Genomic DNA, 24,689 nt, shown 5'->3' with positions numbered 1-24,689 from the left:
GTGATGTCCGAACCGATTCGTTTTTACTACCGTGGCGCTGTACAGGAAATCCACCACGCCGCCCCGACCCGCACTGTGCTGCAGCACCTGCGCGAGGACTTGCATTGCACCGGCACCAAGGAAGGCTGCGCGGAAGGTGACTGCGGCGCCTGCACCGTGGTTGTCGGCAGCCTGAATGCGCAAGGCCAACTGGAAATGAAGGCGGTGAATTCCTGCATCCAGTTCGCGCCCACGCTGGATGGCAAGGCGCTGTTCACGGTGGAGGATATGCAGCAGCCGGATGGCGCGCTGCACCCGGTACAGCAGGCGATGGTGGAATGCCACGGTTCGCAATGCGGCTTCTGTACGCCTGGTTTCGTCATGTCCCTGTGGGGCATGTATCTGGATAAAGACGGCCAGCCGGCGCAGCGCAAGGAGATTGACGATTGCCTGTCCGGTAACCTGTGCCGCTGCACCGGCTATCGCCCGATCATCGATGCAGCGCATCGCATGACTGAGCTGCCGAAGGTGCCGTTCGACCGCGCCGCGTTGACGCAGCAGCTGCAGGCCTTGCAGCGCGACGCCGGTTCTACCTACACCGCGCAAGGCCGCTCCTTCCACGCGCCGCGCACGCTGGATGAACTGGTGGCGCTGCGCGCCGCGCATCCGAAAGCCACACTGCTTGCCGGTTCCACCGATATCGGCCTGTGGGTGACGAAGCAGATGCGCGATCTGGGCGACATCATCTACCTCGGCCACGTGAGCGCGCTGCAAAGCGTGCAGCAGAAGGACGGCATGCTGGAAATTGGCGCGGGCGTGTCGTTGAACGATGCTTACGAGGCGCTGTGCAAGCTGTACCCGGCGGAGTTGGGCGAGTTGTGGCAGCGCTTTGCCTCGCTGCCGATTCGGAACGCGGGCACGCTGGGCGGCAATGTCGCCAACGGTTCGCCGATCGGCGACTCCATGCCGTGGATGATCGCGCTGGGCAGCGAGGTAGTGCTGCAAGGCCCATCCGGCCAGCGCGTGCTGGCGCTGGAGGCCTTCTACCTCGATTATCAGAAAAAGGATATGCAGGCGGACGAATTTGTCGTCGCCGTGCGTGTTCCGCTGCCGCGTGCCGGCGTGCATTTCCGTACTTACAAGCTGGCCAAGCGCTTCGACCAGGATATCTCGGCGGTGTGCGCGGCGTTCGCGTTCACGCTCGATGGCGGCAAGGTGGTGGATGCGCGTATCGCCTTCGGCGGTATGGCGGCCACACCGCGCCGCGCGCCACGTGCAGAGGCGTCGCTGATTGGCCTGGGGTGGAGCGAAACCAATCTGCTTGTGGCGATGGATCTGCTGCAGCAGGATTACGCGCCGCTGTCGGATATGCGCGCGTCCAATACGTATCGTATGCAGACGGCGCAGAATCTGCTGCGCCGCTTCTGGCTTGAGACGCGCGCCGATGCGCCGCTTGCGGCCGATGCCGTCAACGCCTTCGCTTGCCGCGCCTGAAAGGAGCCATCATGAATCAACCAGTTGCTCCATCCGCGATTGCGGAATCTGCATGGAAGGCCGTGGGCGTCGCGCGTCCACATGAATCGGCCGAGCTGCATGTGCTGGGCCAGGCCACTTACACCGACGATATCCCCGAGCTGCAAGGCACGCTGCACGCTGCGCTGGGTTTGTCGTCGAAGGCACATGCCTGCATCACGGCGATGGACCTGGCGCCGGTTCGCAGTGCGCCGGGCGTGGTGGCGGTGTACACGGCGGCTGATATTGTCGGCACCAATGACTGCGGGCCGATTATTCACGACGACCCTATCCTGAGTGCGGGAGAGGTGATGTATGTCGGCCAGCCTATTTTCATCGTGGTGGCGGATACGCACGACAACGCACGCCGCGCCGCGCGCAAGGTGCTGGTGACGTATGACGAACTGCCGGCGATCTTCACGCCGCAGGAAGCCAAGGCGGCCGGTTCGTATGTGCTGCCGCCGATGCAGCTCAAGCGCGGTGACTACCAGACGGCGTTTGAGATGGCGCCGCGCGTGGTGAAGGGCCAGTTGTTCGTCGGCGGCCAGGAGCAGTTCTATCTTGAAGGCCAGATCGCCTACGCGATTCCGAAGGAAGACAACGGCATGCTGGTGCAGTGCTCAACGCAGCACCCGAGCGAGATGCAGCACGTGGTGGCGCATGCCATCGGCGTGCATTCGCACAAGGTGCAGGTGGAGTGCCGTCGCATGGGCGGTGGCTTCGGTGGCAAGGAGTCGCAGTCGGCGTTGTGGGCGGCGTCGGCTGGTATTGCGGCGGCCAAGTTGCGCCGTCCTGTCAAGCTGCGTGCGGATCGCGATGACGACATGCTAGTCACCGGCAAGCGTCACTGCTTCTTCTACGAGTACGAGGTTGGCTACGACGACAGCGGTAAGATCCTGGCGGCCAAGGTGGACATGACTTTGCGCGCGGGCTTCTCGGCCGATTTGTCGGGGCCTGTGGCGACGCGGGCGGTCTGCCACTTCGATAACACCTACTATTTATCGGATGTGGATATTCGTGCCGGCTGCGGCAAAACCAATACGCAGTCGAATACGGCCTTCCGCGGTTTCGGCGGCCCGCAAGGAGCGATTGCGATTGAGTACATCATCGATGAAATCGCGCGCAACCTTGGGCGCGACGCACTGGATATCCGTCGCCTGAATTTCTACGGCAAGACCGAGCGCAATGTCACGCCGTATGGGCAGGAGATCGTCGATAACGTGATCGAGGCGCTGACGGCTGAACTGGAGCAGACCAGCGAGTACCGCGCGCGCCGCAAGGCGATTGAGGCGTTCAACGCATCGAGCCCGGTGCTGAAGAAGGGCCTTGCGTTCACGCCGCTGAAGTTCGGCATTGCGTTCAACGTCACGCACCTGAATCAGGCGGGCGCGCTGGTGCATGTGTATGTGGACGGTTCGGTGCTGGTCAATCACGGTGGCACGGAAATGGGGCAGGGCATCAACACCAAGGTGATGCAGGTAGTGGCGCATGAACTGGGCATCGATCTGTCGCATGTGCGTGCGACGCCGACCGATACCAGCAAGGTGGCGAATACCTCGGCCACGGCGGCGTCCACCGGCGCGGACCTGAACGGCAAGGCGGCGCAGGATGCGGCGCGGCAGATTCGCGAGCGTCTCGCGGCCTACGCGGTCAAGCTGTATGGCGATGAGGATGGTCAGCCGGTGCGTTTCTTCGACAATGCGGTGCATGTGAACGGACATTCGGTGCCGTTTGCGGAGCTGGTGCAGAAGGCGTATCTGGCGCGGGTGCAGTTGTGGTCCGATGGTTTCTACGCGACGCCGGGCCTGCACTGGGATCCGAAGGCGATGAACGGGCATCCTTTCTCGTACTACGCTTACGGTGCGGCGGTGTCCGAGGTGGTGGTGGATACGCTGACCGGCGAGTGGAAGCTGCTGCGCGCCGATGCTTTGTATGATGCGGGACGCTCGCTCAATCCGGCCATCGATATCGGCCAGGTCGAGGGCGCGTTCATTCAGGGCATGGGCTGGCTGACCACGGAGCAGTTGTGGTGGAACGCGGCGGGCAAGCTGATGACGCATGCGCCTTCGACCTACAAGATTCCAGGTATCTCGGATTGTCCGGAGGATTTCCGCGTGAAGCTGTTTGACAACGGGAATGTGGAGGACAGCATTCATCGTTCGAAGGCGGTGGGCGAGCCGCCGTTGCTGTTGCCGTTCTCGGTGTTCTTTGCGATTCGGGATGCGATTTCCGCTGTGGGCGGGCATCGCGTGAATCCGCCGTTGAATGCGCCGGCGACCAGTGAAGAGATTTTGCGGGCGGTGTCTGTAGTGGAAATGGCGGCTTGAGATGAATGAGTGGCTGACAGCGCAGGTGTCGGAACCGGCAGTGTTGGTGACCGTGGCGATCGTAGAGGGCTCCGGCCCGCGCGAGCCCGGCGCCAAGATGCTGGTGACGGCGCGCTGCCAGCATGACACGATAGGCGGCGGACATCTGGAGATGTGCGCGATCGAGCTTGCACGCGAAATGCTGAAAGACGCGGCCAGCGAGCACGTGGCCCAGGCGCGGCTTGAGCGATATGCGCTCGGGCCGACGCTGGGGCAGTGCTGCGGCGGTGTGGTGCATCTGGCGTTTGAGTTGGTCGACGCGCCGCTCGCGGACGTGCTGGCGAGCCTGCGCGAGCGCCGCCGCGACGATAGCTGGCGGCTCAGTGCCATCGACGGACCGCCGGCCGCGTTGCTGCTGGACGCAGCCGGCGCCATTGTCACCGGCGCATCCGCCGGCCAGCGCGGCGAAGGCGACGACTCCGCATGCGTGAAGCGCGCGACAGGCGTCGGCTCTGCCGCATCGGCGCCACCGGTTGTTGATCGCATGCGCGGGACGCATGTTTTGCGCGATGCGAGCGGGCGGCGTTGGCTAGCTGATCCTTGCCTGGCGCCGCGTGCGCATCTGGTGTTGTTCGGCGCCGGCCATGTCGGTGCGGCCATCGTGCGCATGCTGGGTGAGCTGCCTTGTACTGTCACCTGGGTGGATGAGCGGGAGGATATGTTCCCCACCGCGCTGCCGGCCAACGTCGCCATCGAAGCAACCGATATGCCGGAAGCTGCGGTGGCGGATGCGCCGCCGGGCGCGAGCTACCTTGTCATGACGCACAGCCACGCGCTGGACCAGCGATTAAGCGAGGCGATACTCGCGCGCGCCGACGTCGGCTGGTTCGGCCTGATCGGCTCCCACACCAAGCGCGTGCAGTTCGAGCGCCGCATGGCCGCGCGCGGCCTGCCGCCGGACCGCATCGCCAATATGGTCTGCCCCATCGGCCTGCCGGGCATCACCAGCAAACTCCCCGCCGCCATCGCCGCCTCCGTGTGCGCGCAATTGCTGATGGTGTGGGAAGCGCAGCAAATCGCCGCGCTCAACGATAGCGAACCGGCACTCCGCCTCGCATCGCGCTAATATTCGAATTCAGATTTAAGAAAGACCGACATGACCTCCAACCTGCAAGCCTACCGTGGCAGCTTGCTGCACTTCCTCGCCGATCCGGCCTTCAGCGAACAGTCGCACGATTGGCACGAAGACGGCCTGCTGATCGTGGCAGACGGCAAAGTGCAAGCCGCCGGCGACTACGCCGCGCTGCACGCCACGCTCCCCGCAGGCACCGTGGTGCACGACTACAGCGGCAAGCTGCTGATGCCCGGCTTTATCGACACCCACTTGCACTACCCGCAGACCGACATGATCGCCTCGCCATCGGAAGGCCTGTTGCCGTGGCTGGAGACTTACACTTTCCCGACCGAGCGCCAGTTCGAAGACACCAAACACGCCGCCGACGTCGCCGACTTCTTCCTCGACGAACTGCTCCGCTGCGGCACCACCACCGCGATGGTCTACTGCACCGTGCATCCGCAATCGGTTGACGCCTTCTTCACCGCCAGCGAGCAGCGCGGCCTGCGCATGGTCGCGGGCAAGGTGATGATGGACCGGAACTGCCCGGACTTCCTGCGCGACACCGCCGAATCCAGCGCGCGCGACACCGAGGCACTGATCAAGCGCTGGCACAAGCGCGGCCGCTCGCTGTACGCCATCACGCCGCGCTTCGCCCCGACCTCCACCAACGAACAGCTGCAACTGGCCGGCGAACTGGCGCGCGCCTACCCGGACACCTTCATCCAGACCCACGTCTCGGAAAACGAAGCCGAATGCGCATGGGTGCGCGAACTGTTCCCGCAAGCCCGCAGCTACATCGACGTCTACGACAGCTACGGCATGATGCGTCCGCGCGCCATGTACGGCCACTGCATCTGGCTCAATGAGCGCGACCGCCAGCGCATGGCAGAAACCCAGTCCGCCGCCGCCATCTGCCCGACCTCCAACCTGTTCCTCGGCAGCGGCCTGTTCGACTTCGAGCGCGCCGATGACGCAGGCGTGCTGCTCTCGCTGGCCACCGACGTTGGTGGCGGCACTTCCTTCTCCATGTTGCAAACGATGAATGAAGCCTATAAAGTAGCGCGCTTGAAGGGCAGCTACCTGCCGGCGTTGCGGATGTTCTACCTCGCCACGCTGGGCGCCGCGCGCAGCATGCAGCTGGAAGGCACGATTGGCAATTTCGCCAAGGGCGCCGAGGCGGATTTCATTATCATCGATCCGCAAGCCACGCCGCTGCTGCAGCGACGCACCGCGCGCAGCGGCAGCCTGGAAGAACTGCTGTTCGCACTGGCCCTGCTGGGTGACGACCGCGCCATCGCCGCCACCTATGCCGCCGGCCGCCAGGTACACGTCCGTGAAACGACTTAATTAAGGAACGACGCATGAACAAGAACATCAAAGCCATCGCACTGGCGGCCGCCGTGTTGTGCGCACTGCCGCAAGCGCAGGCCGCCAACGCCAACGAGGAAGCCACCAAGCGCCACTTCGCGTCGCTGGTCGCCCCGGGCAAGGAGCCGAAACTGGCCGAGCTGACGATGTTCTTCACCATGATGCCGAAGGGCGGCGACCTGCATCACCACTACTCGGGCGCGATCTACGCCGAGCAGTATCTGGAGTGGGTGGACAAGGAAGGCTTCTGCGTTAATAAAGCCAACTACACCATCGAGAAAAACAAGCCAGCCGGCGCTTGCGTGTCTGGCCTGGACGTCAAGAACGACAACACGCTGCTGGCCAACCTGCTGCAGCGCTGGTCGGACAAGGACTTCTACAACCACAGCGCCATCCAGTCGCCGCCGGACCGCCAGTTCTTCGACACCTTCGCCTACTTTGGTCCGGTGTCGTCGACCAACACCGCCGACGGCCTGCAGCGCCTGAAGCAGCGCGCCATCCAGGAAAACCTGAGCTACATTGAAACCATCTTCGAGATCGCGCCGATCGCGCAGGATGCGGACTTCGACAAGAAAGCCACCAGCGGCGGCGTCAGCGACGCCGACTTCGCCGCCTTAAGCGCCAAGCTGGAACAGGACCCGGCCTTCAACGGCTGGATCGCTTCCTACATCGACAACGTGAACAAGTCCGGCGCCGGTATCGATGACGACCAGTTCACGCTGCGCTACCAGCCGTTCGCGCTGCGCTTCCTGTCGCCGTCGCAGGTGTATTCGCAGATCCTGTCCAGCTTCAAGCTGGCGGCCAGCCATCCGAAAATCGTCGGCATCAACATCGTCGGCCAGGAGAGCGTGCACGTGTCGATGCGCGACTACACGCTGCACATGCAGATGTACCGCTTCCTGAAAGCCAAATACCCAAGCGTGAAACTGGCGCTGCACGCCGGTGAGCTGTCGCTGGGCATGGTGGAGCCGGAGGGCCTGACCTTCCATATCAAGGACGCCATCGACGTGGCCGGCGCCAACCGCATCGGCCACGGCATGGACATCGCCCACGAGAGCAATCCGCTGGCCATCATGAAAAAAATGCGTGATGCGAAGATCGCGGTCGAGGTCAACCTGAGCAGCAACGACTTCATCCTCGGCATCAAGGAGCAGGCGCACCCGGTCACGCTGTACCGAAAATATGGCGTGCCGTTTGTGTTGTCGACCGACGACGCCGGCGTGTCGCGTAACAATCTGTCGGGGGAATATGTGCTGTACGCGGCCCGTTACCAGCCCGATTACGCGGAAGTGAAAAAACTGTCCTACGACAGTATTCGCTATTCTTTCCTGGCTGATGCAGACAAACAACGACTTTTGAAGTCGCTGGACGCGAAATTCACCAAATTTGAGGCGGAGATCGCCGGCGCCAAACGTTAACTCCCGCCACACCCTGAAAGCAAAGCCGGCGTATTTCCCGCCGGCTTTGTTTTTTGTCAAAATTATGTAGTAAATCTGTCGCGGAATTACTACATTTCTGAGAAATGTTTCTAATAGTTGCCATGAACAAAATTCATCGGCCGCAGAAGCTTTTATAATCCCGCCCGAATCTAGCCTCTGCTGTCCTTATGAATTGCTAATTAGTTAGCATTTCACCTTCATTTATATGTTTTTCCACTGAATCGCCAAGTAAAAACGTATTTGTCGCGGTAGGGGCGACATGCAATAGTTATAGTCAGTTAGAGCAATTTGACAACTTTTACTGTCATACCGGTGTCATTTTAGGCATATAAACTCGCACATTGGTGCAGAGGAAAAACGCTCTTCACACCCGATTTCGTTAGTTCTTTTAAAGTTTTCACAATAACACTCTTAAGGGGTTTTGAATGCAATCCAAACAATCTCCGGTCTTGCGCTTGAGCGCACTCGCCGTAGCTGCTCACCTGGCCGCCCTGTCGGCTGGCGCAGCGTTTGCCGAGGAAGCCGATACCGCCACTCCAGGCAAGACCGAGGTGGTCATCACCGGCAAAAAGCCGGGTATGGGCCTGATGGTAACGGAAGACGCGCCAAAAGCACGTTCGACTATTACTGCGGAAGAATTGGAAAAACAGCGCCCAACCGGCAATGCTTACCAAGCGCTGGAAATGCTGCCTGCAGTGAACAGCTACAACTATGACTCGACCGGCCTGTTCGGCGGCGGCATGACCATCCGTGGCTTCAACTCGGACCAGATCGGCGCCACCATCAACGGCGTGCCAGTCAACGACTCCGGTAACTTCGCAGTCTACCCACAAGAATACGTCGACCAGGAAAACACCTGCTCGCAGTTCGTGACCCAGGGTTCGACCGACGTCGACTCGCCACAAGTTGGCGCCACCGGCGGTAACTTCGGCATCACCACCTGCGCGCCGGAGAAAACCCAGCGCTGGCGCGTAATGCAGTCGTTCGGTCAGCTGAACATGAACAAGACCTTCGTGCGCTATGACACCGGCGCCATCCTGGATGGCAAGCTGACCGCTTTCATCTCGGCATCGCACGCCGAAGCGGACAAGTGGAAGGGCAAAGGCGGCGCGGACCGTAACCACATCGACCTGGGTGTGAACTACGACTGGGATCGCTTCAACTACATCCACGCGACCGTCCTGTTCAACAAGGCCGTCAACAACAACATCAACAACCCGACCCTGAGCGAGCTGAACGCCAACGGTTACTACTTCGACTACGCCGACACCTTCAAAGGTCACCTGACCCCAGTCAAGGGCACCGCGCAAGTGGAAACCACCCAGTCGCCAGCTTACTACGGCCTGTCGGTTAATCCGTTCAAGAACATCATCGCGTCGGCAGTCAGCAAGTTCCGCCTGACCGACAACCTGGACGTGGCCTTCACCCCGTACATGTGGTACGGCTTCGGCAACGGCGGCACCCAGCAGCGCGCCGTGTCGGAAAAGGGCTTCTACAACCCAGCCACCGGCAAACGCGACCAACTGGTTGACCTGAACGGCGACGGCGACACCCTGGACACCGTCCTGGTCGCCAACGCCAGCGTGACCCGCACCGTACGTCCGGGCGCCAACCTGGCCTTCATCTACACCACCGACATGCACGAAATCAAGACCGGCGTGTGGTGGGAGCGTGCTCGTCACGAGCAGACCGGCCCAATGCTGGCACTGGGTAACGATGGCAACCGCGCCGACATCTGGCTGCAAGATGGCCAGATCCTGCGTCCGGACGGCCACCCAGCCAACAGCCGCGACTGGATCTCGATCTCGACCGCTTACCAGGCCTTCCTGCAAGACACCATCAGCCTGCAAGACGACAAGCTGAAGATCAACATTGGTGTGCGTACCCCGTACATCAAGCGTGACTTCACCAACTTCGGCGATGAGCTGAACACCGTCAAGCCGTTCTCGTTCAACAAGACCTACAACGAAGTGCTGCCGCAGTTCGGCGCGCGCTACCGCGTAACTAACGACGACCAGATCTTCGGTTCGGTCGCCAAGAACATGAAGGCGCCGCCTAACTTCATCTTCGGTAACATCGGTTCCAACGTGGTGATTGATGCCGCCACCAACCTGCCAGTGACGTTCAAGGACACCCAGCCGGAAACCTCGTGGAGCACCGACGTGGGTTACCGTCATCAGGATAGCAAGCTGATCGCTACCGTGACCGCGTTCTACACGGACTTCAAGAACAAGCAAGCCAGCTCGTTCGACCCTGAAACCGCGAAGAACACCTACCTGAACATCGGTCGCGAGAAGCACAGCGGCCTGGAGATCGAAGTCAACAACGCCACGCCGATCGCCGGTTTCACGTTCTACGGCTCCCTGGGCTTCCTGAAGACTGAGCTGAAAGACAACCAGTACGGCTTCGCCGGCACCACCAAGGTGCTGCTGCCAACCGCTGGCAAGGATGCGCCTAACTCGCCAAGCCGCAAGGCTGGTCTGGCTGTGGAATACCAGGATGGTCCATTCTGGGTCCGCGCCAAGGCACGTGCCACCAGCAAGCAGTACGCTTCGCTGATGAACGACGAAGTTGCGCCTGGCTACACCACCTTCGATTTCGATGGTGGCTACACCTTCGCCAACTACGGCTGGCTGAAGCGTCCTAAGCTGACCTTCAACATCAGCAACATCACGGACAAACAGTACCGCAACCCGTCGTCGACCACTGTGATCAACGCGCAGCCTTACCAAGGCGTGGGCGTTGCGTCGGTCAGCCGCTACTACCTGGCTGCTCCGCGCTTCGCATCGGCTACCCTGTCGGTGGACTTCTAAGCGTATATTCAAAGACGGGCGGCTGCCCGTCTTTGATGCACGATCCGCACCCTATAAGTTTTCGGACTTATGGGGTGTTTTTCATTTGAGCTGAGCTTTTGTAACGTATTATTTCTCATCATGAAAAAATATCTGAGCCTGATCACGGTCGCCGCGCTGGCTGGTTGCGCATGGCGCCAGCCGCCTGCGCCGCCATCGAACCTGACCGAGATCCAGCTGGTCTCGCTGAACGATTTCCACGGCAACCTGGAAGCCAGCAAATACACCTGGGACAGCGTCAACGGCGGCGGTGAGCGTGTGATCAAGGCCGGCGGCATCGACACCATTGGCGCGGCGCTGCAGGCGTGGCGCAAGCAGGATCCGGAACTGCTGCTGGTCGGCGCCGGCGATTTGATCGGCGCCAGTCCCGCCGTCTCCGCGATGTGGGCCGATGAGCCGACCATCGGCGCGATGAATTTGCTCGGCCTGCGCGCGACCTCGGTGGGCAATCACGAATTCGACCAAGGGCGCATCGAGCTGCTGCGCCAGCAGAAGGGCGGCTGCGTGTCGCCGCGCGCCGACAAGGCCTGCAAATTTGAAGGCACGTATCAGGGCGCGCAGTTCCAGTACCTGGCGGCGAATGTGATCGACATGGTCACGCGCAAGCCGGTGCTGCCCGCTTATAAAATCGAGACCGCGCATGGCGTGAAGGTGGCCTTCATCGGCACCGTGCTGCGTGAGGCGTCGGAATCGGCGCTGGCCTCCGGTATCGCCGGCCTGCAGTTCATCGACGAAGCAGACGCCATCAACCGCCAGCTGCCGGAATTGCGCCAGCAGGGTGTGGGCGTGTTCGTGGTGCTGATCCATCAGGGCGGCCGCAGCAAGGCCAAATTCGACCAGCAGGATTGCGACGACCTGAAAGGCCCGATCACCGATGTGGTCAAGCGCCTCGACCCTGCCATCCGCCTGGTCATCACCGGCCATTCGCATGAAGGCTATCTGTGCAAGGTCGATGGCCGCGCAGTGACGCAGGCCGACATGGGCGGCCATGTCCTGAGCCGCATCAAGCTGACAGTGGACACGCAAACCAACAGCGTGCGCGATGTGAGCGCGCGTCAGGAGGTGATGGTGCCTGACACGTGGCCGGCCGATCCGGCGCTGGACGCCTACCTGAAAAAAGCCCGTGAGCGCAGCACCGCCGCGCTGGCGCAGCCGATTGCCACGTTGGCCGTACCGAGCGTGAAGCGCGAGAAGGAGCACGCGCGCGAATGGGCGCTCGGCGATCTGGTGGCGGACGCCATGCTGAATGCCGGCCGTCCATTCGGTGCGCAGATCGCGCTGCAAAATCCGGGCGGCATTCGCCAGGATCTGGAAACCGCTGCCGGCAACCGCGTCACGCTGGGCCATGCGATGGCGGTACTGCCGTTCGGGAATTCGCTGGTGGCGATGAACCTGCGCGGCGCGCAAATCGTCGACCTGCTGGAAGAGCAGTGGGTCGGCGGACGCGATGCCAAGCGCGGCCTGCTGCAAGTGTCGGAAGGCTTTTGGTACGAGTGGGATCCGGCGCAGCCGGAAGGCCGCAGGATCGTGCCGGGCAGCGTGAAGCTGAATGGCATTCCGCTGGAGATGGATAAGTCTTACCGCGTGGTGACCAATAACTTCCTGGCCGAAGGCGGCGATGGCTTCCCGACCTTCACCAAGGGCGGCGGCCGAGCGCCGACCAATATCCGCGACATCGATGCGTTGACCAGCTATCTGGTCAAGCGTGAACAGGACAAGAAGCCGGCCGGCGCTGCCGCGCCGCTGGTGCGCTACAAAAGCCTGCAATAAGGAGCAATGATGCGTCGTATTTCAATTTCCCTGCTGGTGTCGGCGGCGCTGCTGTCGGCGTCGGCGCGTGCCGAGTTTTCCATTCCGGGCTATGAGTTGGTGCAGACCGCGCCTGTCGAAACCTCGCTGCACAGCGACGACTTGCGCAGCGCGGCGCAAGTATGGACCGAGATGTTCGATAACGCCAAAAGCGAAATCGTCATCGGCCAGTTCTACGCCGTCGTCAAGCCGGGCAGCGTGTTTGAAAAAGTCGTGGAGCATCTGGAGGCCGCCGGCAAGCGTGGCGTGAAGATCCGCTTCCTGCTCGATAAAAAAGGTGTGGGCCTGTCGGAGCAGCCAACCATCGAGCGCCTGAAGGCGATTCCGAACCTGGACTTGCGCATCCTCGATTTCAACAAGCTGACCGGCAACGGCATCATCCACGCCAAGTATCTGGTGGTGGACGGCGCGACCGCCTACATCGGCAGCCAGAACTTCGACTGGCGCTCGTTTGAACACATCCACGAAACCGGCTTGCGCATCACCGACGCGAAAGTAGTGGAACAGGTGCTGGCGATCTTCAACCAGGACTGGCGCGCGCAGGCGTTGACGTCGGCCGGGCAGATCGCACCGGTGCTCAATGTGCGCACGGCGACGGGCGATCTTCATCAGCATAACTTCCTGCTGTCCAGCCCTAACCAGTACAACCCGGCGGGCGTGGGCGATTCCGAAGCGGGCTTGCCTGCGCTGCTGGCGGAGGCGAAAAACGAGGTGCGCATCCAGCTGCTGGACTACGCGCCGCTAAGCTACGGCCCGAAAGGCACGCGCCCTTACTACGCGGTGATCGACAACGCGGTGCGTGCGGCGGCACAGCGCGGCGTCAAGATCAAGCTGATGGTCTCCAACTGGAACCTGGAACAGCCGGCGCTGGCCTACCTGAAAAGCCTGGCCATGCTGCCCAACGTGGAAATCCGCGTGGTGACTTTGCCGGTGGCGTCGAGCGGTTTCATTCCGTTCGCGCGCGTCATCCACAGCAAGACGATGGTGATCGACAACCAACTGGCATGGATCGGCACCAGCAACTGGGCCGGCGGCTACATGGACCTGTCGCGCAATCTGGAAGTCGTGCTGCGCAACGAGAAAATGGCGCAGCGTGTGGCCGCTTTGCACGAGCAGACCTGGAGCTCGCCGTATGCGCAAGTCCTCGACATCAACAAACAATATCCGAAGCCATCGAAAGGCAGTCCTGAATGAAGAAGCTCGCATGTATCCTGGCGTTGAGCAGCGCCTTTGTTTCGTTTAACGCCCAGGCATGGGGCAACGATGGGCACCGCGCGGTGGGCGCGATCGCCGACCAGCTGATCAAGGGCAGCAATGCCGAACAGCAGGTGCAAGCCTTGCTGCTGCCGGGCGAAAGCCTGGCCGGCATCGCCTCGTGGGCGGACTGTGTGAAGGGCACGTACTGCGGCCCGCAAACGCCGGAGATGGTGACCTACACCACGGCCAATCCGAAGCACAGCGAATATCACTACACCGATGTGCCGTTCCAGCTGTCGCGTTATGAGGATGGCGGTGTCGGCACCCACGGTCACGATATCGTGCAGACGCTGAAGCAGTGCATCGCGGTGCTGCAAGGGAAGGGCGATGCGACTACCAATCCGCACAACTTCACGCCGCGCCAGGCCTTGCTGATCCTGACGCACCTGAGTGGAGATATCGCGCAGCCGCTGCATGTGGGCGAAGGCTATGTCGGCAAGAGCGGCGGCTTTGTGTTGCCGACGCAGAAGCAGCTGGACGACAAGGCAGCCTTCCCGTCCACCGGCGGCAACAACCTGCAACTGGACGACGCCAGGCTGACCGCCAACAGCGCGCAGCTGATTCCGGCCGATGACAAACCGGCCAAGCCGCAAGCCACCCGCGCGTTCCACTCGTACTGGGATACCACGGTGGTCAACTACGCCTTCCGCCGCATCGGCGCGCGCACGCCGGAGCAGTTTGCGCAGATGGTCATCGCCGGTAATCCGGTGGTGGCGCCGAACAGCGGCGATCCAGTGAGCTGGCCGTACCAGTGGGCCGACCAGACGCTGGTGGTGGCCAAACTAGCCTATACCGACGTGGTGCCCGGCCCGATGGCGCAGCAGACCAGCAAGAGCGGTGAGGTGTACAACGTCTGGCCGCTGGCGATTCCGGATAACTATCCGGTGCCTTCGTCGGCTGCCGCCAAGGAGCAGCTGATTCGCGGCGGCTACCACTTGGCCGCCTTGCTGAAGGCCATCTGGCCTTAACTATTTTCCCGTCAAGGGATTGAACCAGAGCTCACTGCGGGACAGCGGTGTCTCTGGCGTGAGGTGCGGATTGTGCAACTGCAGGACGCGCCGGTTTTGCAGTCCGCCGGCGCGGATGCTCTCGCCCTTGTATTGTTGGAACAGGGTGTTGAGCGATCCATCCTTGATCATCATCTCCATCCCCTCTGTGATGCGCTGCGCCAGCAGCTTGCCTTCGGCATCGCGCCGCGTGAAGAAGTACAGCGGCAACGGATACTGCAACAGCAAGGTCGGCTCGATCGTCATCTGCGGATAGGCGGCGCGGCGTTCCTTGAATTCGCGCTGCGCTTCGTCGATCCCGCGCGAGAAGAAATCAAAGCGGCCTGCGGCCAGCATGGCGAACAGGCCGGGATAGCTGGTGCCTTCCACTACCGGGAAACCGGCCTTGCTCAGGATGGGCACATCGATCCAGTCCTTGCCTTGTCCCACGCGCAGCTTGCGCAAATCGTCCAGCGTGCGCACGGCGGCAAAGCGCGGCAGATCGGCCTCGCGGATCAGGAACATGCGATAGCCGAGCAAGCCCTTGTCGATCGGCAGGCGCACCGGCACGTACTGTTGTTCCAGCTGCGGCGAGGTGGCGCGGGCGAAGATGTTGATGCGCCCGCCGGGCATCAGCAATTCCTGCGCCACGCGCTGCGAGGACATCGCATGCGTGGACTGGCGCAACTCGAATGGCCCGTAGCGCGGCTCGGTTTTTTGCAGGGCCACGCGCAGCACAGCCCAGTCGTATTCATAGCGGCTGTCGACATCTTCCAGCGAGGTGAGGGGATACACCACGTGCGTGGTGGCTGCGGTGCAGACGCCGGCAGCAAGGCACAACCCGGCCAGCAGCATGCGCCATGCCGTGCGTGTGCTTAATGCGTTCAATCTCGTCATTCAGCTAGTTTGCCACATTAAACGTCTATGCCCTAGTGATGGCGATCCCCATGTCGCGATACGGTGCGACCAGCGCTTCCGGCGCATCGCGGTTGACCACGATGGCGCTGACTTGCGACAGCGGCGCGATCTGGTAGGGCGAGGCGGTGTCCAGTTTTTCGGGCGAGGCCAGCACCACGGTGCGTTGCGCCATATTGCTGATGGCGCGCTTGATGCCTGCCTCGTCGAAGTCGCCGGTGCTGATGCCGCTCTGCGGATGCAGGCTGCACACGCCCATGAAATAGATATCGGTGCGGATCTGCGCGATCGCCTCCAGCGCCGATGGTCCCATCGCCACAATGGAGTGCTTGAACAAGCGGCCGCCGATCAGGATCACTTCGACCAGCGGATGCCCGGCCAGTTCCACCGCCACCGAAGGGCTGTGGGTGACGACGGTGCAGCGCAGCTCCGCCGGCAGCGCGCGCGCCAGCTGCACGGCGGTGGTGCCGCCGTCGACGAAGATCACTTGCCCCGGCTCGATCATGGCGGCGGCGGCGCGCGCGATGGCCGGCTTGGCGTCGCTGGAAATCTGCTGGCGCTGCGCGAAGTCGCCCATCGCGGGCGAGGCAGGCAGGGCGCCGCCGTGCACGCGCTGCAGCAAGCCCTCGCTGGCCAGCTCGCGCAGGTCGCGGCGTATCGTGTCTTCTGACAGGCCCAGTTCTTCGCTGAGCGATTTGGCGACGATCTGGCCATCCTTGTGCAGGCGGGCGAGCAGGAGTTCCTTGCGTTGGCGTGTCAGCATATGCATGAATTTTCTTGATATTGCACGATATTGCATGATATCGTAAATAAACGCAATGGGAGAACGACATGCCTGAAGACCGAATTCGCATCCACAAAGTAGAAACCCTGTCCGACGACTGGTTCCTGCTGCAAAAGACCACCTTCGACTATCGCCGCCGTGACGGCAGCTGGCAGCGCCAGACGCGCGAGACCTACGATCGCGGTCACGGCGCCACCATCCTGCTGTACAACCGCGAGCAGCGCACCGTGCTGCTGGTGCGGCAGTTCCGTTTCCCGACCTATGGCAACGGCCATGACGGCTTCCTGATCGAGACGGCGGCCGGGCTGCTGGACCAGGCCTCGCCGGAGGAGCGCATCAAGGCCGAAGTGGAAGAAGAAACCGGCTACCGCGTGGGCGAAGTGCGCAAAGTGTTCGAAGCCTTCATGAGCCCCGGTTCGGTGACCGAGCGCCTGTACTTCTTCGTCGCCGAATACGATCCCGCAACGCGCGTGAGCGACGGCGGTGGCCTGGCCGAAGAAGGCGAAGACATCGAAGTGCTGGAACTGAACATGGACGACGCCCTGCAAATGATCACCGATGGCCGCATCGCCGACGGCAAAACCATCATGCTGCTCCAATACGCGGCATTGAACCTGCTATGAAAAACTGCTTACTGATACTCGTGCTGATAGCCGGGCATGCCAGCGCGGCGGGGGATCCGAAGAACGGGGCGTTCTTGTTTCGGCGTTGTGCGTCTTGCCACGCGGTGGGGCCGTATGCGAGTGCGGGGTATGGGCCGCAACTGAACGGCATCATTGGCCGCAAGGCGGCATCGACCAAGGATTTCAAGTATTCGGAGGCGATGAAGAAGTCCGGCCTCACCTGGGATGAGAAGACGCTGGCCGCTTATCTGCGCGCGCCGCATGATGTGGTGCCGGGGACGACGATGCGCTTCTGGGGTATCAAGGATGAACAGCAGGTCGCTGACCTGCTGTCCTATATGCGCACTTTTTAGCGCGATTTCACGAACGGGGTGCCGAGGGCTTTTGGCGCCACCGATTTGGCCATCAGGCCGGCCAGTACGATCACGGTCAGCACGTACGGCACCATCTGGATCAGCGCGCCCGGCAGGCGGCCTACCACCGGCAGTTCCACGCCTTCGATCTGGATCTGCACCGCCGCGAAGAAGCCGAACATCAGGCAGCCGAGGAAGGTGTACAGCGGACGCCAGTTACCAAACACCATCGCGGTCAGTGCCAGGTAGCCCGCACCAGCGGACATGTCGCGCAGGAAGAAGCCGCTCTGCACAATCGCCAGATAAGCGCCCGACAGCGAGCACAGTGCGCCCGCGATCAGCATGGCGAAGTAGCGCTGGCGCTCGACGCTGACACCGGCCGCATCGGCCGCATGCGGGTTCTCGCCACAAGCGCGCAGGCGCAGGCCGAAGCGGCTGTGATAGACGATCCAGTGCACCAGCGGCACCAGCAGGAAGGCCACGTACACCAGCACCGAATGGCCGCCGATCAGGTGCGCGTACAGCCAGCCGATAAACGGAATGTTTTCCACCGCAGCGGATCCCGGCAACACCACGTCGAATAAACGCGCAGAGCCCAGGTCCGGCGTGCGGCCGCCTTGCTGGAAGATGTATTGCGCCACCACGAAGGTCAGGCCGCTCATGGCGATGTTGATGGCGATGCCTGCCACCAGCTGGTTGCCTTTTTGCGAGATGGCGACGTAAGCCTGCAAGGACGCCAGCAGCACCGATACCAGCATGCCGGCCATCACGCCGTACCACGGATTCTGCGTGGTGAAGGCTACCGCCGCCGACACGAACGCCGACGCCAGGATCTTGCCTTCGAGGCCGATGTCGATCACGCCCGAACGCTCGGCGAACAAGCCGGCCATGCCGGCGAAAATCAGCACCGGCGCGTTGCGCACGGTCGATACCAGGATACTGCCAATATGGAGATCGTCAAAAGTCATAGCGTTCTCACTTCTTCAATTTGAGCACTTTGGCGATGGCTGGAGCGTACATATTCTCCATCGCGCCGCAGAACAGGATGATCACGCCCTGCACCAGGATCACCATCTCTGGCGGGATGTTCTGCTTTTCCAGCGACAGGTCGAAACCGCCCTGGGTCAGCGCGCCAAACAGCAGCGCCGACAGGAAGATGCCGACCGGATGCTGGCGGCCCATCAGCGCAATCGCGATGCCGATGAAGCCCGCGCCGCCGACGAAGTTCATCGACAGGTAGTGGGTCGAGCCCATGATGGAGTTGACCGAACCCAGGCCGGCCAGCGCGCCCGAAATCAGCATCACGATGATGATCATCTTGCTGATGCGGATGCCGGCATAGTGCGCGGCGTGCGGATTCAGGCCGGTGGCGCGCAGCTTGAAGCCCCACGCCGAACGCGATACCACCACGCCGTAGATCACCAGCGCAATCAGCGCCAGGAAGAAGCTGATGTTGAGCGGCGTCTCGCCCAGCACCGGCAGCCACTGGTTCAGGCGTGGCATCTCGGCAGCGGCGGCAAAGGCGCGGCTGGCCGGATTCTGCTCGCCATCCGGGATCATGTATTTCACGATCATGAAGTTCATCAGCTGCGAGGCGATGAAGTTGAACATGATGGTGGTCACCACCACGTGGCTGCCGCGTTTCGCTTGCAGGTAGCCGGGCAGGAAGGACCACAGCGCGCCAAACAAGGCGGCGCCGAGGATGCCGGTCGGGATCAGCAGCCAGGCCGGCAGCGAGCTGTCGAAGGCCAGCATGGCCCAGGTCAGGCCCAGGCCACCCACATACATCTGGCCTTCGGCGCCGATGTTGAACAGGCCCGCTTGCATGGCGATGGAAACCGCCAGGCCGGTGAAGATAAAGGTGGAAGCGTAGAACAGCGTGTAGCTCAAGCCTTCCGGATTGACCACGGCGCTGTTGACCAGGATGGCCAGCGATTCAACCGGGCTTTCGCCCAGCAGGTGGATTACCAGTGCCGTCACCAGCATGGCGGACAGCAGGTTCAATACGGGCATGACAAACGCAGTGGCCCAGCGTGGCAGGTCTTTATTCATGATTTGTGCATCCCGCCCATCAGCAGGCCGATACGGGTGGTGTCGAATTCTTCAATTTTCAGTTCGCCGGTGATGCGGCCGCCGCACATGACCAAAATCCGGTCCGCCAGCGCGCGCACTTCTTCCAGCTCCACGGAGACCAGCAGGATGGCCACGCCTTCATCGCGCAGTTTCAGCAACTGGGTGTGGATGCTCTCGATGGTGCCGATGTCGACGCCGCGAGTCGGCTGGCCGACCAGCATCAGCTTCGGCTGCGCCAGCACTTCGCGCGCGATCACCACTTTCTGCTGGTTGCCGCCCGAGAGCAGGCCGATACGCAGGTCGTGGTTATTCGGACGCACGTCGAAGTTCTTCATCAACTCCGCGCAGCGTGCAGCGATGGCCTTGAAGTCGAGCAGGCCCCACTTGTTTTTCAGCTTGTCCTGATAGCCGAAGATGGTGTTGTGCATGACCGAGAACGCCTTGATCACGCCATCGCGCAGACGGTCTTCCGGCACGTGGGCGATGCCCAGGTCGCGGAATTTCAGCGGCAGGCCGTCGGCATCCGAGCGGCTGTCAAAGGGCAGCGCCTTGCCGAGGAAATCGAGCTTGCCCGACGACGGCAGACGCATGCCGGACAAGATCTCCATCAACTCGCTCTGGCCATTGCCGGACACGCCGGCAATCGCCACGATCTCGCCGGCGCGCAGCGTGAAGCCGATATCGGCCAGCAGCTTGACGCCCTGGTCGTCCAGCAGTTGCAGGCCGTCGACCTGCAGCACCGGGGCGCCTGGGTTGTACGGCTTGCGCGGCAGGTTGTTTTCGATCGGACGGCCGACCATCATATTGGCCAGGTCTTCCTTGGTGGTGCCGGCGGTCGGCACCGCGCCGATCACGCGGCCGCCGCGCATCACGGTCACGGTGTCGGTGATGTCGAGGATCTCTTGCAGCTTGTGCGTGATCAGGATGATGGTCTTGCCCTGTTCCTTGAACAGGCGCAGGATCTCAAACAGCGATTCGGTCTCCTGCGCAGTCAGCACGGCGGTCGGCTCGTCCAGGATCAGGATGTTGGCGCTGCGGTAGATCTGCTTGAGGATCTCGACGCGCTGCTGCGCACCCACCGACAGATCGTGGATGGTGGCCAGCGGATCGACGTCGAGGCGGTAGCGGGTGCAGATTTCGCGCAGCTCGGCTTCCACGCGCGCGCGCTTGGCCTTGAGCTTGAAGCCGCCCTCGCTGCCCAGCATCACGTTATCGAGCACGGTCATGTTCTCGACCAGCATGAAGTGCTGGTGCACCATGCCGATGCCGAGGGCAATCGCCTCCTGGCTGTTGTGGATGCGGCGTGCCTGACCATCGAGCAGGATGTCCCCGCCGTCGGCGCGGTAGTATCCATACAGGATGCTCATCAGGGTCGATTTGCCGGCGCCGTTCTCGCCCACCAGGCCGTGGATCGAACCCTTGGCGATGGTGAAGCTGACGTCCGTGTTCGCTTTTACAGCTCCAAAATGCTTGGAGATGCCGCGAAATTCTACTGCTGGCTGCATAGGTGTATGTTTTAGATTAAGTAAAACGCGCCGCGCGGAGAAAATCCCCGGCGGCGCGCTCAATGTTCAAACAGGTTTTAGACCGGGCAGGCAGCGCCCGAACGGATATCGATGACCTTGACCTTGCCATCGATAATATCCTTGCGCGCGCCCATCACACGTTTCTCGATTTCCGGCGTGATCAGCTTGCGGTTGTTCTCGTCCAGCGCCCAATCGACGCCGCCTTCCTTCAGGCCCTTGGCGGTGACGCCGGCCTTCCAGGTCCCGGCCTTCATTTGCATGAAGGAGTCGTACACGGCGTTGTCGACGCGCTTGACCATCGAGGTCAGGATCGAGCCTGGATACAGGTGGTTCTGGTTGGAGTCGACGCCGATGGCCAGCTTGCCTTTTTCCTTGGCGGTTTGCAGCGTGCCCAGGCCCGAACCGCCGGCCACGGCAAACACCACGTCCACGCCACGGTCGAATTGCGAGCGCGCCAGTTCACCGCCCTTGGCCGGGTTGTTCCACGAATCCGAGGTGGTGCCGACCATGTTGGAGGTGACGTCGATCTTGGCGTTGATGGCCTTCGCGCCTTGGGTGTAACCGCAAGCGAAGGTACGGATCAGCGGGATGTCGACGCCGCCGATGAAGCCCAGCTTCTTGGACTTGGAGGCCATCGCGGCGGCCACGCCGACCAGGTACGAGCCTTCTTCTTCCTTGAAGGTGATGGAGTTGACGTTGGCGCCTTGCGCCACGCCGTCGATCAGCACGAAGCGGACTTTCGGGAATTCCTTGGCGACCTTCTGCACGGCCGCCTGTTGGGCGAAGCCGATGGAGGCGATCAGGTCGAGGTTCTTGCGGGCGAGGCCGCGCAGCACCTGTTCGGCCTGGGTGTCGCTCGAGGCTTGCACCTCGATGAACTTGATATTGGTTTCCTTGGTGAAGCGCGTAGCGCCTTCAAATGCGGACTGGTTAAACGACTTGTCGAACTTGCCGCCTGCGTCATACACGATGCCCAGCTTAGGGTCAGCCGCGGACGCGCTGGTAGCGATAAACAACGCTGCAACCGTCAAACTAAGTTGTAAAAGTTTCATGAATAGGCTCCTGGAAGATCGCTATTGTATATTTTTATTGGCCGCAACACGTAATTCCTGTTTTGGGGACCTCATGTCGCACCGCAACAACAGGAGCTGCCGAATTAAATATTTTTGTATTGTTGCTTTTTTGTCCGATTGGACAAACTCCATCTCTGCCATTGCGCGGTGCTTATGCCAGTTTCATAGAGCAAGCCGCAGCCAGCCTCACGCCCGGGACGATCCATCACTATGCCCCAGTGCTGATATGTAGCGCAAATTCGATTTTTCTTGGTTATTTATATAAATTAGATATGAATCAAGCGCCATTTTTTCCGTGCTAGCATGATTGGTAATTTGTATATCGATATGCGTAATGTCTCACTTTCGGTATGCATTTAATAACAAAAGCCATCTCACTACACAATCAAGGGAGCAGCACTATATGAGCAAGCAACGTAGTGGTTACGCGGCGCGATCGTTGATCGCGCTGGCCATCGCTGGCGCCTTTCCGCTGGCACAGGCACAAGACACTCCGGTCGCCAGCAAGGATCAGCTGGAAACCGTGATCGTGACGGCCCAGCGCCGCGCGGAAAACATCAAGGACGTGCCGATGTCGATCGCCACCATCAAGGGCGACAAGCTGGACGTGCTGACCTCCGGTGCTGGCGATATTCGCGTGCTGTCCGGCCGCTCGCCGTCGCTGAATATTGAATCCGACTACGGCCGTGCCTTCCCGCGCTTCTACATTCGCGGCCTGGGCAACACCGACTTCGACCTGAACGCCTCCCAGCCGGTCGGCTATGTGATGGACGACATCGTCCAGGAAAACGCCATGCTGAAGGGCTTCCCGGTGTTTGACGTGGACCAGGTCGAAGTGCTGCGCGGCCCGCAGGGCACGCTGTTCGGCCGCAACTCGCCGGCCGGCGTCATCAAGTTCGACTCGGCCAAGCCAGTGTTCAAGCAGGAAGGCTATCTGCAACTGGGCATCGGCAACTACTCGGCCAAGAATGTCGAGGGTGCCTTTAACTTCCCGATCAGCGACACGGTAGCGCTGCGCTTTTCCGGCACCAGCCAGCATCGCGATGACCGCGTGCACAACACCAATCCGACGCCTAACAAGGGCACGCAAGATTTCGAAGGCTACGGCGATAACGCGTTCCGCCTGCAGGCGCTGGTCAAGCCAAACAAGGATTTCGACGCGCTGTTCAATTACCACCAGCGTAACTACCACGGCAGCGCCATGCTGTTCCGCGCCAACATTATCAAGCAGGGCACTAACAGCCTGGTGGATGGTTTCGACTACGGCTCTTACGCCAGCGATGGCGTCAACTATCAGAAGCTGAAGACCCAGGGCGGCAGCGTGCGCCTGAAGTACAACCTGGCCGACATCACGCTGCACTCGATCACCGGCTACGAAAAGCTGAAATTCAACAGCCGCGCCGACGTCGATGGCGGCTACGGCGCGGTATATGCGCCACCGTATGGTCCGGGGCGGATTCCGTTCTCGCTGGAGACCGCCGACCTGCTTCCTAACCACAAGCAATTCTCGCAAGAGTTCCGTGCCGAATCGAACTACAGCGGCCCGCTGCAATGGATCGGCGGCCTTTACTATTTCAATGAAGCGATTCAGGTCGATAGTATCCAGTTCGATACGCTGGCCGCAGGCAATCCGCAGAAAGTGCCGTACGCGCAGCAGTACCAGAAATCGAAATCCTGGGCGGCGTTCGGCTCGGTGAACTACGCTGTGTCCGACAAGCTGAAGCTGCGCGGCGGCATTCGCTATACCGACGACAAGAAGGACTTCCTGGCCGCGCGCACTGACTACAATGCCAGCAATGTGCTGATCACCCTGCCGCATACCCTGAACAGCAAGTCGACCAATGTGAGCTGGGATGCCAGCGGCACTTATGAACTGAGCAAGGCGACCAATCTGTTTGCCCGCGCGGCAACCGGCTACCGCGCGCCGTCGATGCAAGGACGTCTGGACAGCCTGGATAACCTGCCTTCGCAGGCTGGTGCCGAAAAGGCCTTGTCGTTTGAAGCCGGTATCAAGCAGGATCTGTTCGACCGCCGTGCCCGCCTTAGTGCGGCGGCGTTCCACTATCGCGTCAAAGACAAGCAACTGACCGCCGGCAGTGGCACCATCAACCTGAACAAGCTGTTGAATGCCGACGAGGTCACCGGTCAGGGTATCGAGCTGGACCTGCAGGCCAACCTTGGCTCCGGCTTCAGCGGCAGCGTGGGATACAGCTTCAACGATACCGAGATCAAGGACAAGAACGTCCGTGTCGCTTATTGCGGCAACATCGCCAACAATGTGGGCCTGGGCTGCACGCCGACCGGTGCGCCGGCGGTCGGCTACCCTGGCTATTCACTGATCGACGGCAACGACCTGCCGCGCGCGCCGCGCCACCAAGCCAACTTCACGCTCAAGTACAGCACCGAAGTGGCCAACGGCGAGTTATACGCGCTGACCGACTGGAGCTACCGCAGCAAGTACAACTTCTTCCTGTACACCGCAGTCGAATACACAGCCAAGCCGCTGACCGAAGGTGGCGTACGCGTGGGTTACAAGTGGGGCAACGGCAAGTATGAAGTGGCCGCTTTTGGCCGCAACATCACCGACGAAAGGGTTCTGCTGAGCGCTATCGATTTCAACAATCTGACCGGTATGCTGAACGAACCACGCACTTGGGGCGCGACCTTCAAGGTCAACTTCTAAGAGCGCGTAGTTTAAAATCCCCGCACCGCCGAAA

Annotated in this window: 18 protein-coding genes; 12 read left to right on the top strand and 6 right to left on the bottom strand. The window is 61.4% G+C overall.

Features of this window, described 5'->3' with window-relative positions; translation table 11 throughout:
- The first annotated feature begins 3 nt into the window (after window positions 1-3).
- The 9 genes from xdhA (at window position 4) to BMZ70_RS20565 (ending at window position 14,607) form a co-directional block, all read left to right on the top strand.
- Window positions 4-1,473 carry a xanthine dehydrogenase small subunit gene (gene xdhA / locus BMZ70_RS20605; RefSeq protein WP_092278922.1) on the top strand — a complete coding sequence of 490 codons (1,470 nt, stop codon included), beginning with the start codon at window positions 4-6 and terminating at the stop codon, window positions 1,471-1,473.
- Window positions 1,474-1,484: 11 nt separating this feature from the next.
- A complete protein-coding gene (xdhB, locus tag BMZ70_RS20600) occupies window positions 1,485-3,818 on the top strand; it encodes a xanthine dehydrogenase molybdopterin binding subunit (protein WP_092278920.1) in 2,334 nt (777 codons plus the stop codon).
- A 1-nt stretch (window position 3,819) separates the two neighbouring features.
- Window positions 3,820-4,923: a xanthine dehydrogenase accessory protein XdhC gene (gene xdhC, locus BMZ70_RS20595; RefSeq protein ID WP_092278918.1), complete on the top strand. Its 1,104-nt coding sequence runs from the start codon at window positions 3,820-3,822 to the stop codon at window positions 4,921-4,923.
- A 30-nt stretch (window positions 4,924-4,953) separates the two neighbouring features.
- Complete coding sequence (gene guaD / locus BMZ70_RS20590; RefSeq protein WP_092278916.1) at window positions 4,954-6,261, top strand: guanine deaminase; 1,308 nt, start codon at window positions 4,954-4,956, stop codon at window positions 6,259-6,261.
- Window positions 6,262-6,275: 14 nt separating this feature from the next.
- Complete coding sequence (locus BMZ70_RS20585; RefSeq protein WP_092278914.1) at window positions 6,276-7,700, top strand: amidohydrolase family protein; 1,425 nt, start codon at window positions 6,276-6,278, stop codon at window positions 7,698-7,700.
- A gap of 446 nt (window positions 7,701-8,146) precedes the next feature.
- Window positions 8,147-10,534 carry a TonB-dependent receptor gene (locus BMZ70_RS20580; RefSeq protein WP_092278912.1) on the top strand — a complete coding sequence of 796 codons (2,388 nt, stop codon included), beginning with the start codon at window positions 8,147-8,149 and terminating at the stop codon, window positions 10,532-10,534.
- Between the two features lie 120 nt (window positions 10,535-10,654).
- Complete coding sequence (locus BMZ70_RS20575; protein ID WP_092278910.1) at window positions 10,655-12,343, top strand: bifunctional metallophosphatase/5'-nucleotidase; 1,689 nt, start codon at window positions 10,655-10,657, stop codon at window positions 12,341-12,343.
- 9 nt (window positions 12,344-12,352) lie between these two features.
- Complete coding sequence (locus tag BMZ70_RS20570) at window positions 12,353-13,576, top strand: phospholipase D-like domain-containing protein (protein ID WP_092278908.1); 1,224 nt, start codon at window positions 12,353-12,355, stop codon at window positions 13,574-13,576.
- The gene (locus tag BMZ70_RS20565; protein WP_092278906.1) at window positions 13,573-14,607 is read left to right on the top strand and encodes a S1/P1 nuclease; all 1,035 of its coding nucleotides are present in this window, start codon (window positions 13,573-13,575) and stop codon (window positions 14,605-14,607) included. The genes BMZ70_RS20570 and BMZ70_RS20565 overlap by 4 nt, the downstream gene beginning before the upstream one ends.
- Here BMZ70_RS20565 and BMZ70_RS20560 read toward each other — a convergent pair whose 3' ends face one another.
- Together BMZ70_RS20560 and BMZ70_RS20555 are read right to left on the bottom strand one after the other, a co-directional pair.
- Window positions 14,608-15,522 (bottom strand): hypothetical protein, encoded by a 915-nt coding sequence (locus BMZ70_RS20560; protein ID WP_229205519.1) that lies wholly within the window; start codon window positions 15,520-15,522, stop codon window positions 14,608-14,610.
- Window positions 15,523-15,547: 25 nt separating this feature from the next.
- Complete coding sequence (locus BMZ70_RS20555) at window positions 15,548-16,303, bottom strand: DeoR/GlpR family DNA-binding transcription regulator (RefSeq protein WP_092278902.1); 756 nt, start codon at window positions 16,301-16,303, stop codon at window positions 15,548-15,550.
- A 68-nt stretch (window positions 16,304-16,371) separates the two neighbouring features.
- On the opposite strand from BMZ70_RS20555, the gene BMZ70_RS20550 reads away from it, so the two are divergent.
- Together BMZ70_RS20550 and BMZ70_RS20545 are read left to right on the top strand one after the other, a co-directional pair.
- On the top strand, window positions 16,372-16,947 hold the full coding sequence (locus BMZ70_RS20550) for an NUDIX domain-containing protein (protein WP_092278900.1): 576 nt from the start codon (window positions 16,372-16,374) through the stop codon (window positions 16,945-16,947).
- Window positions 16,944-17,300: a c-type cytochrome gene (locus BMZ70_RS20545; RefSeq protein ID WP_092278898.1), complete on the top strand. Its 357-nt coding sequence runs from the start codon at window positions 16,944-16,946 to the stop codon at window positions 17,298-17,300. Before BMZ70_RS20550 ends, BMZ70_RS20545 begins: the two co-directional genes overlap by 4 nt.
- On the opposite strand, the gene BMZ70_RS20540 is transcribed toward BMZ70_RS20545, so the two are convergent.
- The 4 genes from BMZ70_RS20540 to BMZ70_RS20525 form a co-directional block, all read right to left on the bottom strand.
- Entirely contained in the window at window positions 17,297-18,268 is a 972-nt protein-coding gene (locus tag BMZ70_RS20540) for an ABC transporter permease (protein WP_092278896.1), read from the bottom strand. The two genes, BMZ70_RS20545 and BMZ70_RS20540, sit on opposite strands and share 4 nt — an antisense overlap.
- Window positions 18,269-18,275: 7 nt before the next feature.
- Complete coding sequence (locus BMZ70_RS20535; RefSeq protein WP_373922532.1) at window positions 18,276-19,352, bottom strand: ABC transporter permease; 1,077 nt, start codon at window positions 19,350-19,352, stop codon at window positions 18,276-18,278.
- Window positions 19,349-20,878, bottom strand: a complete 1,530-nt coding sequence (locus tag BMZ70_RS20530) for an ABC transporter ATP-binding protein (RefSeq protein WP_092278892.1) — start codon at window positions 20,876-20,878, stop codon at window positions 19,349-19,351. The genes BMZ70_RS20535 and BMZ70_RS20530 overlap by 4 nt, the downstream gene beginning before the upstream one ends.
- A gap of 77 nt (window positions 20,879-20,955) precedes the next feature.
- Window positions 20,956-21,951: a BMP family lipoprotein gene (locus tag BMZ70_RS20525; RefSeq protein WP_092278890.1), complete on the bottom strand. Its 996-nt coding sequence runs from the start codon at window positions 21,949-21,951 to the stop codon at window positions 20,956-20,958.
- Between the two features lie 424 nt (window positions 21,952-22,375).
- Between BMZ70_RS20525 and BMZ70_RS20520 the strand changes: the two genes are divergently transcribed.
- Window positions 22,376-24,655 carry a TonB-dependent receptor gene (locus BMZ70_RS20520; RefSeq protein WP_092278888.1) on the top strand — a complete coding sequence of 760 codons (2,280 nt, stop codon included), beginning with the start codon at window positions 22,376-22,378 and terminating at the stop codon, window positions 24,653-24,655.
- Window positions 24,656-24,689: the final 34 nt, after the last annotated feature.

Source organism: Duganella sp. CF402 (assembly GCF_900109645.1).
GTDB lineage: Bacteria > Pseudomonadota > Gammaproteobacteria > Burkholderiales > Burkholderiaceae_D > Rugamonas.
Note: the sequence above shows the minus strand (reverse complement) of the source record. Positions and strands in the feature narration are given on the sequence as shown.

Coding starts and splice junctions, on each gene's coding strand:
- xdhA (WP_092278922.1), top strand. CDS start 4: ATGTCCGAACCGATTCGTTTTTACTACCGTGGCGCTGTACAGGAAATC.
- xdhB (WP_092278920.1), top strand. CDS start 1,485: ATGAATCAACCAGTTGCTCCATCCGCGATTGCGGAATCTGCATGGAAG.
- xdhC (WP_092278918.1), top strand. CDS start 3,820: ATGAATGAGTGGCTGACAGCGCAGGTGTCGGAACCGGCAGTGTTGGTG.
- guaD (WP_092278916.1), top strand. CDS start 4,954: ATGACCTCCAACCTGCAAGCCTACCGTGGCAGCTTGCTGCACTTCCTC.
- BMZ70_RS20585 (WP_092278914.1), top strand. CDS start 6,276: ATGAACAAGAACATCAAAGCCATCGCACTGGCGGCCGCCGTGTTGTGC.
- BMZ70_RS20580 (WP_092278912.1), top strand. CDS start 8,147: ATGCAATCCAAACAATCTCCGGTCTTGCGCTTGAGCGCACTCGCCGTA.
- BMZ70_RS20575 (WP_092278910.1), top strand. CDS start 10,655: ATGAAAAAATATCTGAGCCTGATCACGGTCGCCGCGCTGGCTGGTTGC.
- BMZ70_RS20570 (WP_092278908.1), top strand. CDS start 12,353: ATGCGTCGTATTTCAATTTCCCTGCTGGTGTCGGCGGCGCTGCTGTCG.
- BMZ70_RS20565 (WP_092278906.1), top strand. CDS start 13,573: ATGAAGAAGCTCGCATGTATCCTGGCGTTGAGCAGCGCCTTTGTTTCG.
- BMZ70_RS20560 (WP_229205519.1), bottom strand. CDS start 15,522: ATGACGAGATTGAACGCATTAAGCACACGCACGGCATGGCGCATGCTG.
- BMZ70_RS20555 (WP_092278902.1), bottom strand. CDS start 16,303: ATGCTGACACGCCAACGCAAGGAACTCCTGCTCGCCCGCCTGCACAAG.
- BMZ70_RS20550 (WP_092278900.1), top strand. CDS start 16,372: ATGCCTGAAGACCGAATTCGCATCCACAAAGTAGAAACCCTGTCCGAC.
- BMZ70_RS20545 (WP_092278898.1), top strand. CDS start 16,944: ATGAAAAACTGCTTACTGATACTCGTGCTGATAGCCGGGCATGCCAGC.
- BMZ70_RS20540 (WP_092278896.1), bottom strand. CDS start 18,268: ATGACTTTTGACGATCTCCATATTGGCAGTATCCTGGTATCGACCGTG.
- BMZ70_RS20535 (WP_373922532.1), bottom strand. CDS start 19,352: ATGAATAAAGACCTGCCACGCTGGGCCACTGCGTTTGTCATGCCCGTA.
- BMZ70_RS20530 (WP_092278892.1), bottom strand. CDS start 20,878: ATGCAGCCAGCAGTAGAATTTCGCGGCATCTCCAAGCATTTTGGAGCT.
- BMZ70_RS20525 (WP_092278890.1), bottom strand. CDS start 21,951: ATGAAACTTTTACAACTTAGTTTGACGGTTGCAGCGTTGTTTATCGCT.
- BMZ70_RS20520 (WP_092278888.1), top strand. CDS start 22,376: ATGAGCAAGCAACGTAGTGGTTACGCGGCGCGATCGTTGATCGCGCTG.